Source organism: Pseudomonas sp. PH1b (assembly GCF_000633395.1).
GTDB lineage: Bacteria > Pseudomonadota > Gammaproteobacteria > Pseudomonadales > Pseudomonadaceae > Aquipseudomonas.
Map to the genome: position 1 here is coordinate 1 of NZ_AYMU01000006.1, position 14,725 is coordinate 14,725.

Sequence of the window (14,725 nt, forward strand, 5' to 3'; positions counted from 1 at the left end):
GCTTTTTTCATGCACGGGCGACGCTCTTATTGAACGGTGTTCTCGCCGGCGGACTGCATGCGCTGCAGTTCCTGGGCGTACAGCGCGTCGAAGTTCACCGGAGCCAGCATCAGGGCCGGGAACGAACCACGGGTCACCAGGCTGTCCAGGGCTTCGCGAGCGTAAGGGAACAGGATGTTCGGGCAGAAGGCACCCAGGGTGTGGCTCATGGAAGCCTCGTCCAGGTTCTTGATCAGGAAGATACCGGCCTGTTGCACTTCAGCGATGAAGGCCACTTCGTCGCCGTTCTTCACGGTCACGGACAGGGTCAGCACCACTTCGTGGAAGTCGGCTTCCAGAGCCTTCTGACGGGTGTTCAGGTCCAGGCCGACGCTTGGCTCCCACTGCTGACGGAAGATCGCCGGGCTTTTCGGCGCTTCGAAGGACAGGTCACGCACATAGATGCGCTGCAGGGAGAATTGCGGTGCGGTTTCGTCTTCGGCAGCGGCAGTGTTCTGTTGCTCAGTCATCTCAGATCCTTCTTGATCTTTAGGTCTATAGGGTTAGGAGTTTCAGGCCGCCAGCAGCGCGTCGAGCTTGCCGGCGCGCTCCAGGGCAAACAAATCATCACAACCACCTACGTGGGTGGCACCGATCCAGATCTGCGGCACGGACGTGCGTCCGGCCTTCTGGGCCATATCGGCGCGCACCTGGGGCTTGCCATCGACCTTGATCTCTTCGAAGGCTACGCCTTTGCTCCCGAGCAGATGCTTGGCCCGCGAGCAGTAAGGGCAGTAATCACTGGAGTAGACGATGACCTTGGACATTACTTCACCAATGGCAGGTTGTCGGCTTTCCAGCTGGAGATACCACCGGACAGCTTGGCCGCGGTGAAGCCGGACTTCATCAGCTCGCGAGCGTGGGTGCCAGCGTGCTGGCCCTGGGCATCCACCAAGATGATGGTCTTGGCCTTGTGCTTCTCCAGTTCGCCGATGCGCGACATCAGCTTGTCCTGGGGAATGTTCAGCGCGCCGACGATATGCCCGGCCGCGAAGTCCTTGGACGGACGCAGGTCGATCACCACGCCCTGCTCACCATTGACCAGCGCGGTCAGTTCGCGGGTGCTGAGGCTGCGGCCGCCGCGGCTCAATTCATGGGCGATCAACAGGGCCAGCAGGATAGCGAAGGCACCGGCGAGCAAGTAGTGTTCAGTGACGAATTGAATCAGGTGAGCAACCATCTAGGAGGTTCCAGGGCGTTAAAATGTCGGCCAGTATACACAGCCCTCAGGGTCGGCCAAACCCCGCCCGGCGGTGACGCCACCGGAACTTCGCATTAAACTGCCACTCCCTTTTTCAACACCTCCTTTTCAACTCTTTCCTATCCAGCCACGAGTGGACGCCATGACTACCACGCCTAAACCTTTGGTCCTGATGATTCTGGATGGCTTCGGTCACAGCGAAAGCCACGAATCCAACGCCGTCTACGCAGCGAAGAAGCCAGTCCTGGACCGCTTGTGCGCCAGCATGCCCAACGGCCTGATCTCGGGCTCGGGCATGGACGTGGGCCTGCCGGACGGGCAGATGGGCAACTCCGAGGTCGGCCACATGAACCTCGGTGCCGGCCGCGTGGTGTACCAGGACTTCACCCGGGTGACCAAGGCCATCCGTGACGGCGAGTTCTTCGAGAACCCGACCATTTGCGCGGCCGTGGACAAGGCGGTGGATGCCGGCAAAGCGGTGCACATCCTCGGCCTGCTGTCCGACGGCGGCGTACACAGCCACCAGGACCACCTGATCGCCATGGCTGAACTGGCCTTCAAGCGCGGCGCCGAGAAGATCTACCTGCATGCCTTCCTCGATGGCCGCGACACCCCGCCGAAAAGCGCCCAGTCGTCCATCGAACTGCTGGATGAAACCTTCAAGACCCTGGGCAAGGGCCGCATCGCCAGCCTGATCGGCCGTTACTTCGCCATGGACCGCGACAACCGCTGGGACCGCGTGGCCCAGGCCTACAACCTGATCGTCAACGGCCAGGGCCAGTTCAGCGCCGCCAGCGCCCAGGAAGGCCTGCAAGCCGCCTACGCACGTGAAGAGAGCGACGAATTCGTCAAGGCCACCACCATCGGCGAGCCGGTCAAGGTCGAGGACGGCGACGCCGTGGTGTTCATGAACTTCCGCGCCGACCGTGCCCGCGAACTGACCCGGGTCTTCGTCGAGAACGACTTCAAGGACTTCGAACGTGCGCGTCAGCCAAAGCTGGCCGGCTTCGTCATGCTCACCCAGTACGCTGCCAGCATCCCCGCCCCCTCGGCCTTTGCTCCGGGCAGCCTGGAAAACGTGCTGGGCGACTACCTGGCGAAAAACGGCAAGACCCAGCTGCGCATCGCCGAGACCGAGAAGTACGCCCACGTCACCTTCTTCTTCTCCGGCGGCCGTGAAGAGCCGTTCCCAGGGGAAGAGCGCATCCTGATCCCGTCGCCGAAAGTCGCCACCTACGACCTGCAGCCGGAAATGAGCGCCCCGGAAGTCACCGACAAGATCGTCGATGCCATCGAGCACCAGCGCTATGACGTGATCATCGTCAACTACGCCAACGGCGACATGGTTGGCCACAGCGGGGTGTTCGACGCGGCGGTCAAGGCCGTGGAATGCCTGGACCTGTGCGTCGGCCGCATTGTCGACGCCCTGGAGAAGGTGGGCGGCGAAGCGCTGATCACCGCCGACCACGGCAACGTCGAGCAGATGTCCGACGAGTCCACCGGCCAGGCCCACACCGCCCACACCACCGAACCGGTGCCCTTCATCTATGTCGGCAAGCGTCCGCTGAAGGTCCGCGAGGGCGGAGTCCTGGCGGACGTGGCGCCCACCATGCTCAAGCTGCTGGGCCTTGCTCAGCCCGCAGAGATGACCGGCAAGTCGATACTGCTGGACGCTTGAGACAGGCCAACGCCTGCGCCCCCTGGCAACGCCCGATACCTGGTATCGGGCGTTTTTGCATCGGGCCTGCCTGGAAAGCGGCCAGGCCAGCCCCGAGCACGATTCAACCAGCGACGACCAAACCTGCCACCGTCGCTGCCATCGCCCTGCAAAACGAGGGCAGCCGGCAATTTCTCCAGCCGATGGGCGAATTCAGGTAGCGCAATCTTTGCTATCGCTTTATAAATGCAAACAATTATCAATTGGAGCCGCTGGCGCACAAGGGAAAGCGAATGAACAAGACCGCCATGATTTTTTTAGCATCCGTCCTGGCAGGTTGCGCACACCCTGGTCACGTCGAATCCAAAACCCAGGCTGACGCGGTTGCACCCCAGGCCCGGCTGCCCCAGGTAGCAATGGATGCCTACACCTCCGAGAAACTGGGCAAGCTGCTTGAGATCCGCCACCAGGCGGGCTCCGCCCCCACGGGACAGCTCAACGAGCGGATCTCGCGGGAATTCATGCACACGCCTTATGCCGCGGGCCGGCTGGAAGGTTCGGCAACCACGGCCGAAAAACTGGTGGTCGACTTCAGGGGCCTGGATTGCTTCACCTACCTGGACTACGTCGAGGCGGTGCGCAAGTCCACCGACCGAGACAGCTTCATCCACAACCTGATCCAGACCCGCTACCAGGACACAGAGGTGAACTTCGTCAAGCGCCGGCACTTCTTCACCGACTGGGCCCATGCCGGACACCCGCTGACCGACGACCTGACCGCGCAACTGAGCAGCGACTCGGTGACCGTGACGAAACACCTCAACCAGCAGGCCAACGGAAACCTGTACCTGCCGGGCCTGCCCCTGGTCGAACGCGAGATTACCTACATACCCAGCACCTCGATCGACGAGCAACTGCTCAGCCGCCTGCAGACCGGCGACTACATCGGTATCTACACCGACCTTCCGGGCCTGGACGTGACCCATACCGGGCTCTTTGTCAGGACCGCCGCAGGCCCAGTGCTGCGCAATGCCTCGTCCAAGAAAATGCAGCGCCAGGTCATGGACGCACCTTTCATGGAGTACGTGCAGCACATCCCGGGCATCGTGGTGCTGCGCACCCGACAGGACGACCAGGCACCGGGACAACCGGCGGCCGCGCAAAATGAAGCGCCGGCAGCCCCGGACCCGGCCCCTGTTCAGGGTTGATGGCCGACGGCGCTCAGCCACTGCGCGCTCCAGCAATGGGCCGCACTCCATCACCGCCTGGGGCGGCAATCGCCCGCCCCCTGATAGCAAAAGGCCCAATAACCGCCCGGAAACGGCTTTTTATGACGAACGCCTCAAAGCAGTTGGCTTTGAGGCGTTTTTTTTGCAGCGATGGGCGGGCATACTAGACCGTCCCTTTCCCTGGTGTCGCCCGCCTCTATGCTTCGCGCCCTGATTACCCTTGCCCTGATCTGCCTGCTCCAACCGGCTTTCGCCGATGAGCGCGCGCAAACCCAACAACAGTTGGACGCCACGCGTCAGGACATTGCCGAGCTGAAAAAGCTCCTGGGCAAACTGCAGGAAGAAAAGTCCGGTGTGCAGAAAGAACTGCGCGGCACCGAGACCGAGATGGGCAAGCTGGAGAAACAGGTCGAAGCCCTGCAAAAAGAGCTGAAGAAAAGCGAATCCGAGCTGCAGCGACTCGATGAGGAGAAAAAAAAACTCCAGAGCGCGCGCACTGAACAGCAACGACTGATCGCCATCCAGGCCCGCGCCGCCTACCAGAACGGCCGCCAGGAATACCTCAAGCTGCTGCTCAACCAGCAGAATCCGGAAAAATTCGCCCGTACCCTGACCTATTACGACTACCTGAGCCAGGCGCGCCTGGAGCAGTTGAAGAACTTCAACGAGACCCTGCGCCAGCTGGCCAATGTGGAAAAAGACATTTCCCTGCAGCAGGCCCAGTTGCTGGTGCAGAAAAGCAGCCTCGACACCCAGCGTGAAGAACTCGACAAGGTGCGCAAGGAGCGTCAGCTGGCCCTGGCCAAGCTCAACAACGACGTGAAGGCCCGGGACGACAAGCTCAAGGCCCGCGAGCAGGACCAGGCCGACCTGGGCAAGGTGCTGAAAACCATTGAAGAAACCCTGGCACGCCAGGCCCGCGAGGCAGAGGAAGCGCGTCAAAAAGCGCTGATTGCCCAGCAGGAAGCCGAAAAAAAGCGCTTGCGTGAGGCCCAGGCCGACGCCAGCGATGCACCGCGCAAGCCGGCCAGATCAACCCCTGGCGCCCTGGTTTCCAGCAGCGGCCCGTCCTTTGGCGGCGCTTTTGCTTCGTCCCGGGGAAAACTTCCATGGCCCGTTGATGGTCGATTGCTGGCACGCTTTGGTGAAACCCGTGGCGACGACTCCCGCTCCAAGTGGGATGGCGTGATGATCAGCGCCGCCGCCGGCAGCCAGGTGCACGCCGTGCACGGTGGCCGGGTGGTGTTCGCCGACTGGTTGCGGGGCGCCGGGCTGCTGGTGATCCTCGATCACGGCAACGGCTACCTGAGCCTTTACGGGCACAACCAGACGCTGCTCAAGGAAGCCGGTGATGTGGTCAAGGCCGGAGAGTCCATCTCCACTGTGGGTAATAGTGGCGGACAGGACACTCCTGCGCTGTACTTTGCAATTCGTCAGCAGGGCCGCCCCAGCGACCCGGCACAGTGGTGCCACGCGCAAGGATAAGCGTCGCATCTAAATTAGGAGTTCGTTCGACATGCTGCATTTGTCCCGCCTTACCTCGCTGGCCCTGACGATCGCCCTGGTGATCGGAGCGCCTCTGGCGTTTGCCGCCGAAACCGCTCAATCAGCCACCGCCGCGACCACCAAGGCACCTTTGCCGCTGGAAGAACTGCGCACCTTTGCCGAAGTCATGGACCGCATCAAGGCCGCCTATGTGGAGCCTGTGGACGACAAGACCCTGCTGGAGAACGCCATCAAGGGCATGCTCAGCAACCTCGATCCGCACTCGGCCTACCTGGGCCCTGAGGACTTTGCCGAGCTGCAGGAAAGCACCAGCGGCGAGTTCGGCGGCCTGGGCATCGAAGTTGGCGCCGAAGACGGCTTCATCAAGGTGGTCTCGCCGATCGACGACACTCCTGCATCCAAGGCCGGGATCCAGGCCGGCGACCTGATCGTCAAGATCAACGGCCAGCCGACCCGCGGCCAGACCATGACCGAAGCCGTGGACAAGATGCGCGGCAAGATCGGCCAGAAGATCACCCTGACCCTGGTGCGCGATGGCGGCACGCCGTTCGACGTGACCCTGGCCCGCGCCACCATCCAGGTGAAAAGCGTGAAGAGCCAGCTGCTGGAGTCGGGCTACGGCTACATCCGCATCACCCAGTTCCAGGTCAAGACCGGCGAGGAAGTCTCCAAGGCCCTGGCCAAGCTGCGCAAGGACAACGGCAAGAAGCTCAACGGCATCATCCTCGACCTGCGCAACAACCCGGGCGGCGTGCTGCAGGCCGCCGTGGAAGTGGTCGACCACTTCATCACCAAGGGCCTGATCGTCTACACCAAGGGCCGCATCGCCAACTCCGAGCTGCGCTTCTCTGCCACCGGCAAGGACGAAAGCGAAGCCGTGCCGATGGTGGTGCTGATCAACGGTGGCAGCGCCTCGGCTTCGGAAATCGTCGCCGGCGCCCTGCAGGATCAGAAACGCGCGGTGCTGATGGGCACCACCAGCTTCGGCAAGGGCTCGGTACAGACCGTGCTGCCGCTGAACAACGACCGGGCGCTGAAGATCACCACCGCGCTGTACTTCACCCCCAACGGCCGTTCGATCCAGGCCCAGGGCATCGTCCCGGATATCGAGGTGCGCCGCGCCAAGATCACCAGCGAATCCCAGGACGGCGAGTACTTCAAGGAAGCCGACCTCCAGGGTCACCTGGGCAACGGCAACGGCGGTGCCGACAAGCCAAGCAGCTCGGCGAGCAAGGCCAAGCCGATGCCCCAGGATGACGACTACCAGCTGGCCCAGGCCCTGAGCCTGCTCAAGGGGTTGAGCATCACCCGCGGCAAATGATTGAACCCTTTGCCGGCAAGCCGGCTCCTACAGGAGCCGGCTTGTGTAGGAGCTGGCTCGCCAGCGAAGCGCCCGCCAGGGCGCCCATCCCCCTAAAGGCCTGATCCCGATCCCGATGATTTCCCGCTGCTCCCCCCTGTTCCGCTCACTCCGGGCCCCGCTGCTCAGCCTGCTGTGTCTCTTGCCCCTTGCGAGCCAAGCCGCCGAACCCACAGCCGCGGCCCCCAAGGCCTACCTGAGCCTGATCATCGACGACCTCGGGCAGAATTTGCCCCGGGACCGCCGTGTACTGGCCCTGCCCGGCCCGGTGACCACGGCCATCATGCCCGACACCCCCCACGCCGCCGAGTTCGCCCGGGAAGCCCATCGCGCCGGCAAGATCGTCATCCTGCACATGCCCATGGACCCGGCCACCGGGCCTTTCGCCTGGCACCCGGAGCTGCCCATCGAAGAGCTGCACAAACGCCTGGATGCCGCCTTCCAGGCCGTGCCCTACACCAGCGGCATCAACAACCACATGGGCAGCCGCATGACCGCTCAAGGTCCGGCCATGGCCTGGCTGATGAGTGAGTTGCAGCGCCGGCACAAGTTCTTCGTCGACAGCCGCACCAGCGCGCAGACCGTGGCCGCCGCCGAGGCACAGAAGATCGGCCTGGCCAGTGTGTCCCGGGACGTGTTCCTGGATGACGAGCGCACCGAAGCGGCGATTGCCCAGCAACTGCTGACCGCGATCAAGCTGGCCCACAAACAGGGTACGGCGGTGATGATCGGCCATCCCTACCCGCAGACCCTGGCGGTGCTTGAACGCGAACTGCCCAAGCTCAAGGCCCAGGGCATCGAGTGGATCGATATCAAGTCAATGATCAGCCTGCGCAGCAACCAGGCCACAGCGGCTCACGGCAAGAACGGCAAGTACAGATAGGGCGGCGCCAAGTGGCAAGCCTCAAGCTGCAAGCCAAAGCCAAACCCAAAGCGCCGCCGACCGGCTGTTACTTGTAGCTTGCTGCTTGCAACTTGCCGCTGATCTCTAGAGATAGCGCCCCATGATTTCTTCTACCAGTCCTTCCTTGCGCATCGCGTCGAGGGCGGCCTGGAGCCTGGCCACCACCTCGTCGGGCACGTCCTTGTTCAGGGCCAGGTACAACTGGGCACTGTTGAAGCGCAGCACGGTCTTGAGGCCGCTGACACCTTCCTGCTTGGCCAGGTAGCGTCCCGCCGGGTCACCGGTGGCCCACAGGTCGATCTGCCCCGATACCAGCTTCTTCGCATTGTCCTGGTCACGCAGCACCACCTGGGGCGCCAGGCCCTGCTTGGTCAGGGTTTCAGCAATGGCATCGCCCTTGTAGGCGCCGATCTTGTATTGGCGCGCCTGCTCCAGGGATTCGAGGCTGATCTTGCTGCCCGCCTTGGCCAGCATGATCCAGTCATCCGGGCCGATGGGGCCGACCCACTTGAAGAGCTTTTCCCGGTCCGGCAGCCGCGCCATGACGAACACGCCGTAGCCCGGCTGTTCCAGGGCCAGTTTGTAGATGCGCTCCCAGGGGAAGCGCAGGGTCAGGCTGTAGTTGACCTCGGCCCGCTTGAACATTTCGCGGACGATGTCCACCGCGATGCCGTCGATGTTCTCGTCCTGGGCGAAGTTCTTGCCGTTCTTGGCCATGTTGTAGGGGGGGAAGTTTTCCGTCAGCAGCACCAGGGAGGTGCCGGCGGTTTCAGCAGCGCGGGCTAGGCCGCCAAGAAGGAGCGAGACGCTGGCGACAACCACAAGAAGACGCTTGAACATAACGGGCTACCTGAATCCATGGCGTGCTCAAGAGTGCCGTGAGCCCGCCATGCTGTCCAGTGGCTATCGCACAACGATCCCGCGCTGGGCCATGTAGGCCTTGGCCTCGGGTACCGTGTATTCACCGAAGTGGAAAATGCTCGCCGCCAGCACTGCGCTGGCGTGGCCTTCAATGATGCCGTCGGCCAGATGCTGGAGGTTGCCGACACCGCCGGAGGCGATCACCGGAATGCCCAGGGCATCGCTGATGGCCCGGGTCACCCCGAGGTCGAAGCCGTTCTTCATGCCGTCCTGGTCCATGCTGGTGAGCAGGATCTCACCGGCACCCAGGCCTTCCATTTTCTTTGCCCATTGCACCGCATCAAGGCCGGTAGGCTTGCGCCCGCCGTGGGTGAAGATTTCCCAGCGCGGGGTTTCGCCCGGGCCGGAGACCTTCTTCGCGTCGATGGCGACCACGATGCACTGGGAGCCGAAATGCTGCGCGGCCTCACCGACAAACTCCGGGTTGAACACCGCGGCGGTGTTGATCGAGACCTTGTCCGCGCCGGCGTTGAGCAGGTTGCGAATGTCCTGCACGGTGCGTACGCCACCGCCCACGGTCAGCGGGATGAACACCTGGCTGGCCATGCGCTCGACGGTATGCAGCGTGGTGTCACGGCCGTCGACGCTGGCGGTGATGTCGAGGAAAGTGATCTCGTCGGCACCCTGTTCATCGTAGCGACGGGCAATTTCCACCGGGTCGCCGGCATCGCGAATGTTCTCGAACTTGACGCCCTTGACCACCCGGCCGTTGTCCACGTCCAGGCAAGGGATGATGCGTTTGGCTAACGCCATAGACTTAATCTCCGATTAAGAAGCGACAAGCTTCAAGCGACAAGCAAGAGCGGATAGCAGCCACGCGTCCCACTTGCCGCTTGCCGCTTATGCCTTGCTGCTGGCCGCGTAGCCATCACAAAAAGCCTGGGCTTCTGCCACATCCAGGGTGCCCTCATAAATCGCCCGGCCGGTGATGGCGCCAATGATTCCTGGCGCCTTGGCGTCCAGCAGGGTCTTGATGTCGCCCAGGTTGTGGATGCCGCCGGAGGCGATCACCGGAATCCTGGTCGCGCCCGCCAGGGCTGCGGTGAAGGGCACGTTGCAGCCCTGCATCATGCCGTCTTTGGCGATGTCGGTATAAACGATGGCGGACACGCCGTCGGCTTCAAACTGCTTGGCCAGATCGATGACCTGCACGGTGCTGATCTCGGCCCAGCCGTCGGTGGCGACGAAACCGTCCTTGGCGTCCAGGCCGACAATCACCTTGCCCGGGAATGCACGGCAGGCTTGAGCGACGAACTGCGGATCCTTCACCGCCTTGGTGCCGATGATCACGTAGCTGACACCGGCCTTGACGTAGTGCTCGATGGTTTCCAGGGAACGGATGCCGCCACCGATCTGGATGGGCAGGTTCGGGTAGCGCTTGGCGATCGCGGTAACCACTTCGCCATTGACCGGCTGACCTTCGAAGGCGCCATTGAGGTCCACCAGGTGCAGACGACGGCAACCGCCTTCGACCCACTTGGCAGCCATGCTCACCGGGTCATCGGAGAACACCGTGGAGTCTTCCATGCGGCCCTGGCGCAGACGCACACAAGCACCGTCTTTGAGATCGATAGCGGGAATAATCAGCATGCTTTTTCCTTCGTCAAAAGAGCTGCAAGCTGCAAGCGGTTAGCTGCAAGCAGGCACGTGTTTCTACTTCTTGCAGCTTGCAGCTTGAAGCTTGCCGCTGCCCTAGTTCTTTTCGAGCGCCCAGAGGTCGCTTTCGATGCTCTCGAAGCGCTCCTTCAGGTGCGTCTGCACATCGAAAATCGCTCTGTTGTAATAGTGCGGAGCAATTTCCCGGGTAAACAGCTCAAGAATCTCGGCGGCCTCGAACGAACCCAGGTCGAGCTCGAAGCGATCCTCCATGAACCGCTTGATCTTGTGATTGGCCTCGCTCTCCTGTTCGGGAGTGAGGGTCAGGATCGGCGGTTTTTTCTTGGCCATTACCAGCGACCGTCCCAGGCAGCAAAGTTCTGCAGCAACTGCAGGCCATGGGTGTGGCTCTTTTCCGGGTGGAACTGCACGGCAAAGCGCGAGCCCTCGGCCAGCGCCGCGGCGAAATCCACGCCGTAGTGACCGCCACCCACCACCTGCCGGGCATTGCCGGCGTTGATGTAGTAGCTGTGCACAAAGTAGAAACGCGCCAGGTCCGGGATGCTGTGCCACAGCGGATGGTCCACCGCCTGCTTCACCTCGTTCCAGCCCATGTGCGGCACCTTGAGGTGCTCGCCGTCTTCATGCAGGCCCTTGCCGAAGAACTTCACCTGGCCGGGAAACAGGCCGATGCAGTCGACGCCGTCGTTCTCTTCGCTGTGCTCCAGCAGGGCTTGCATGCCCACGCAGATCCCCAGGAAGGGACGGTCCTGGCTGACTTCCCGCACCAGGGCATCAAACCCCAGGCGGCGGATTTCAGCCATGCAGTCGCGGATCGCGCCCACCCCGGGAAACACCACCCGGTCGGCTTCGCGAATCACCGCCGCGTCGCTGGTGATCAGTACCTTGCCGGCCCCTACGTGTTCCAGGGCCTTGGCTACCGAGTGCAGGTTGCCCATGCCGTAGTCGATGACGGCGACGGTCTGCATTACAGCACGCCCTTGGTCGACGGCATCTGGCCGGCCATGCGCTCGTCCAGTTCCACCGCCATGCGCAGTGCACGACCGAAGGCCTTGAACACGGTCTCGATCTGGTGGTGGGTGTTGGTGCCGCGCAGGGTGTCGATGTGCAGGCTGACCAGCGCATGGTTGACGAAGCCCTGGAAGAATTCCTGGAACAGGTCGACGTCGAAGCCACCCACGGTGGCGCGGGTGAACGGCACGTGCATCTGCAGGCCGGGGCGGCCGGAGAAGTCGATCACCACGCGGGACAAGGCTTCATCCAGCGGCACGTAGGCGTGGCCATAGCGGCGGATGCCCTTCTTGTCGCCGATGGCCTTGGCGAACGCCTGGCCCAGGGTGATACCGACATCCTCCACGGTGTGGTGGTCGTCGATATGCAGGTCGCCCTTGCTCTCGATATCCAGGTCGATCAGCCCGTGTCGGGCGATCTGGTCCAGCATATGCTCAAGGAAGGGAACGCCGATATCGAATCGGGCCTTTCCGGTGCCATCCAGGTTGATCGAGGCTTTGATCTGGGTCTCCAGAGTGTCGCGCTCGACAGATGCCTTACGTTCGGCCATCACCAGCTCCGCAAAATCATTGGGCGAAAAAGGCGAATAGTATAGGCCCGCAGGCGGCCAAACAGAAACATGACGGACAATCTCCTGACCGGCGCGAACCAATGGCTGCGGGGCTGTACCTGTCATGACAAGCCAGCGGGAAGCTGCGCCGGTAGCCCCAGAAAGCAGAACAGGGCGCAAGCGCCCTGTTCCTCCAGCATCCAACCACGGCCTAGTGGAACAGCACCGCGGTCTTTTGCAGGGTGACCCACACGCCCCAGGCCAGGGGAATGCCCACGGCCAGCCAGGCGGCGATCACCACTGGCAGGCTCGCCGACGAGGCCTTCCACTCCAGGACGACACTGCTGTCAGCCCCCTTGTCGTGGCCCATCGCCTGTTCGGCGGCCAGTTGCTCGTCGGTCATGAAGTACTTGTCGGCCACCGGGCGCACCAGCAGGTTGCACAGGAAGCCCAGCACCAGCAGGCCGGCGAGGATGTACAGGGTGATGTCGTAGGCCGCGGCGCGCTCGACGCCAATGCTCAGCTGGTACTCGCGAAGGTAGTTCACCAGCACCGGCCCCAGCACCCCGGCCGCAGCCCAGGCCGTCAGCAGGCGACCGTGGATCGCACCGACCATCTGCGTGCCGAACAGGTCCGCCAGGTAGGCCGGCACTGTGGCGAAACCACCGCCGTACATCGACAGGATGATGCAGAACGCCGCCACGAACAGGGCGATGTTGCCCAGGTGGCCAAGGTTCGGAATCAGCGCGTACAGGGCAAAGCCCAGGGCGAAGAACACGAAGTAGGTGTTCTTGCGGCCCAGGTAGTCGGAGAACGATGCCCAGAAGAAGCGCCCGCCGATGTTGAACAGGCTCAGCAGGCCGGTGAAGCCCGCAGCGATGGCGGCGATCGACGCCAGTTGCCCGGCGTCCAGTTGGCCGAAGGCCAGGTCGTTGCCCAGCAGTTTGCCGCCAAACACTTCCTGCAGCAGCGGCGAAGCCATGCCGAGAATGCCGATACCCGCCGAAACGTTGAGGCACAGCACCAGCCACACCAGGCGGAACTGCGGGGTCTTCCACGCCACATTCACGTGCACATGGCGGTGAGTGATCATCGCATTGGCGGCCTTTTTCGCCGGAGCGCTCCAGCCTTCAGGCTTCCAGCCGGTAGGCGGGACCCGATAGGTCAACGCACCGCCGATCATGAACACGAAGTAGATCGCGGCCATCACCAGGAAGCTCTGCCATACGCCTACGCTGGTGGGGGTCGCAAAGTGGCCCATCAGGGCCGCCGCCAGCGGCGCACCGACCATGGCACCGCCGCCAAACCCCATGATCGCCATGCCGGTGGCCATGCCGCGCTTGTCCGGGAACCACTTGATCAGGGTCGACACCGGGGAGATGTAGCCCAGGCCCAGGCCGATACCGCCGATCACCCCGGAGCCGATCCACATCAGCCAGATCTGGTGGGTATAGACCCCCAGCGCGGAGATCAGCAGGCCGCCGCACCAGCACAGTGCCGACACCACACCGGCCTTGCGCGGGCCGGCATGTTCCAGCCAGCCGCCCCAGATCGCCGCCGAGCAGCCGAGGAAGATGAAGAACAGGGTGTAGATCCAGCCGAGCATGGAGATCGGCCAGTCACACTGGGATGAAAAGACCTGGGCGATAAACCCCATGTCCGGCGCGCAGGCCACCGGCGCGCTGATGCCAAGGGCCTTGGACAGTGGCAGCCAGAACACCGAGAAGCCGTAGGCCATGCCGATGCACAGGTGAATGGCCAGAGCGGCCGGTGGTACCAGCCAGCGGTTGAAACCGGGCTTGGCGATGATGCGTTCTTTGGACAAGAACGCTGGCTGAGCAGACGGACTGGCCGCCGCGTTGCTAGTGCTCATGGATGTTTCCCCCAATTATTAGAATTGTTCATCGGCCACTCCCCTACGACGACCTTGGCACGCAGGCGCGGTCGTTCTATTGAGTAAAGCTCCCTTGCGAGCAGACGCGACATTAAGTCGCAGAAGGACGGACGAACCGCGAGAGGTTACCATTTGCGCCCGGCTAAAAAACCAGACTGACATCAGCTTTTTTACAGCGACTGCTCCAGCGCCGCGGCCGGCCAGGAAGCACGCCCCGGAACGCCGGCCAACCAGGCAGGAGCAAGCGTCCTTGCCACCGATAACCGCGCGAGCCCTTGGTTGACCGCCACCTGGGCCCAAATCTCCCTTCTTGCTGGCAAGCCGGCAAACGGCCCCGCCCCTTCCTTCTTCCACCAGGAGGCCCCCATGACCATCGTTGTCGAACCCCTGCAGAACGCCAGCTACCAGGATCAGCAGGACCTGCAGAAAATCCACCAGGACGCCCCGCACTGGCTGCTCGCGCCCCATGGCGATGCCTTGCAACTGATCGAGCACGGCCTGCTGGGCGGCGAGCTGGTCGTCGCTCGCCTCAACGAGCGGCTGCTGGGGGCAGCGCGCCTGCAACGGCACTCGGGCGGCTGGCACCTGTCCCAACTCTGTGTGCGCAAGATCACCCGGCGTCGCGGCATCGCCGAGCGCCTGGTGCGCGAGGCGCAAAAAATTGCCCTGGCACAAGGCGCCACCCTGCATCTGTTGGCCCCCACCGGAGACCCGCAAGCCCGGGCCCTGGCGGCAAAACTGCAGCTGGCGTTGAAAAATCTGTAAGCGCATTGGGTGACCAGTCGCCAGGTTCAGGGCGCTATACTCCCCGGCTAAATTTTGAATTCGACATACAA

Annotated in this window: 16 protein-coding genes; 6 read left to right on the forward strand and 10 right to left on the reverse strand. The window is 62.9% G+C overall.

The genetic code is table 11. The annotated features are described in order from the left end of the window. Positions 1-26: 26 nt before the first annotated feature. From secB to U873_RS0111390, 3 genes are read right to left on the reverse strand one after another with little or no spacing between them, the layout of a single operon-like run. A complete protein-coding gene (secB, locus tag U873_RS0111380; protein WP_025128379.1) occupies positions 27-509 on the reverse strand; it encodes a protein-export chaperone SecB in 483 nt (160 codons plus the stop codon). A 42-nt stretch (positions 510-551) separates the two neighbouring features. Continuing rightward, positions 552-806 carry a glutaredoxin 3 gene (grxC, locus tag U873_RS0111385; RefSeq protein WP_025128380.1) on the reverse strand — a complete coding sequence of 85 codons (255 nt, stop codon included), beginning with the start codon at positions 804-806 and terminating at the stop codon, positions 552-554. Next, complete coding sequence (locus U873_RS0111390) at positions 806-1,219, reverse strand: rhodanese-like domain-containing protein (protein WP_025128381.1); 414 nt, start codon at positions 1,217-1,219, stop codon at positions 806-808. The genes grxC and U873_RS0111390 overlap by 1 nt, the downstream gene beginning before the upstream one ends. A 163-nt stretch (positions 1,220-1,382) precedes the next feature. Between U873_RS0111390 and gpmI the strand changes: the two genes are divergently transcribed. The 5 genes from gpmI to U873_RS0111415 all read left to right on the forward strand — a co-directional run bounded on the left by gpmI (position 1,383) and on the right by U873_RS0111415 (position 7,875). Continuing rightward, complete coding sequence (gene gpmI / locus U873_RS0111395) at positions 1,383-2,918, forward strand: 2,3-bisphosphoglycerate-independent phosphoglycerate mutase (protein WP_025128382.1); 1,536 nt, start codon at positions 1,383-1,385, stop codon at positions 2,916-2,918. A 272-nt stretch (positions 2,919-3,190) separates the two neighbouring features. Further along, a complete protein-coding gene (locus U873_RS0111400) occupies positions 3,191-4,105 on the forward strand; it encodes a DUF1460 domain-containing protein (RefSeq protein WP_025128383.1) in 915 nt (304 codons plus the stop codon). Between the two features lie 219 nt (positions 4,106-4,324). Further along, positions 4,325-5,611, forward strand: coding sequence for a murein hydrolase activator EnvC (locus U873_RS0111405; protein ID WP_025128384.1), 1,287 nt, complete (start codon positions 4,325-4,327; stop codon positions 5,609-5,611). Between the two features lie 31 nt (positions 5,612-5,642). Further along, positions 5,643-6,953, forward strand: a complete 1,311-nt coding sequence (locus tag U873_RS0111410) for a S41 family peptidase (RefSeq protein WP_025128385.1) — start codon at positions 5,643-5,645, stop codon at positions 6,951-6,953. A gap of 115 nt (positions 6,954-7,068) precedes the next feature. Further along, positions 7,069-7,875 carry a divergent polysaccharide deacetylase family protein gene (locus U873_RS0111415; protein ID WP_025128386.1) on the forward strand — a complete coding sequence of 269 codons (807 nt, stop codon included), beginning with the start codon at positions 7,069-7,071 and terminating at the stop codon, positions 7,873-7,875. A gap of 105 nt (positions 7,876-7,980) precedes the next feature. On the opposite strand, the gene U873_RS0111420 is transcribed toward U873_RS0111415, so the two are convergent. From U873_RS0111420 to U873_RS0111450, 7 genes are all read right to left on the reverse strand, one after another. Then, positions 7,981-8,736: an ABC transporter substrate-binding protein gene (locus U873_RS0111420; RefSeq protein WP_025128387.1), complete on the reverse strand. Its 756-nt coding sequence runs from the start codon at positions 8,734-8,736 to the stop codon at positions 7,981-7,983. A 63-nt stretch (positions 8,737-8,799) separates the two neighbouring features. Next, positions 8,800-9,570: an imidazole glycerol phosphate synthase subunit HisF gene (gene hisF / locus U873_RS0111425; RefSeq protein WP_025128388.1), complete on the reverse strand. Its 771-nt coding sequence runs from the start codon at positions 9,568-9,570 to the stop codon at positions 8,800-8,802. An 87-nt stretch (positions 9,571-9,657) separates the two neighbouring features. After that, positions 9,658-10,407: a 1-(5-phosphoribosyl)-5-[(5-phosphoribosylamino)methylideneamino]imidazole-4-carboxamide isomerase gene (gene hisA / locus U873_RS0111430; RefSeq protein WP_025128389.1), complete on the reverse strand. Its 750-nt coding sequence runs from the start codon at positions 10,405-10,407 to the stop codon at positions 9,658-9,660. A gap of 102 nt (positions 10,408-10,509) precedes the next feature. Further along, the gene (locus tag U873_RS0111435) at positions 10,510-10,764 is read right to left on the reverse strand and encodes a DUF2164 domain-containing protein (protein WP_029978342.1); all 255 of its coding nucleotides are present in this window, start codon (positions 10,762-10,764) and stop codon (positions 10,510-10,512) included. Next, positions 10,764-11,402 carry an imidazole glycerol phosphate synthase subunit HisH gene (gene hisH / locus U873_RS0111440; protein WP_025128391.1) on the reverse strand — a complete coding sequence of 213 codons (639 nt, stop codon included), beginning with the start codon at positions 11,400-11,402 and terminating at the stop codon, positions 10,764-10,766. The genes U873_RS0111435 and hisH overlap by 1 nt, the downstream gene beginning before the upstream one ends. Further along, positions 11,402-11,995 carry an imidazoleglycerol-phosphate dehydratase HisB gene (gene hisB, locus U873_RS0111445; protein ID WP_025128392.1) on the reverse strand — a complete coding sequence of 198 codons (594 nt, stop codon included), beginning with the start codon at positions 11,993-11,995 and terminating at the stop codon, positions 11,402-11,404. The genes hisH and hisB overlap by 1 nt, the downstream gene beginning before the upstream one ends. Positions 11,996-12,206: 211 nt before the next feature. Then, positions 12,207-13,868 (reverse strand): OFA family MFS transporter, encoded by a 1,662-nt coding sequence (locus tag U873_RS0111450; protein WP_025128393.1) that lies wholly within the window; start codon positions 13,866-13,868, stop codon positions 12,207-12,209. 387 nt (positions 13,869-14,255) lie between these two features. Here U873_RS0111450 and U873_RS0111460 point away from each other — a divergent pair, with 387 nt between their 5' ends. After that, a complete protein-coding gene (locus U873_RS0111460) occupies positions 14,256-14,654 on the forward strand; it encodes an acetyl-CoA sensor PanZ family protein (RefSeq protein WP_025128395.1) in 399 nt (132 codons plus the stop codon). Positions 14,655-14,725 lie beyond the last annotated feature (71 nt).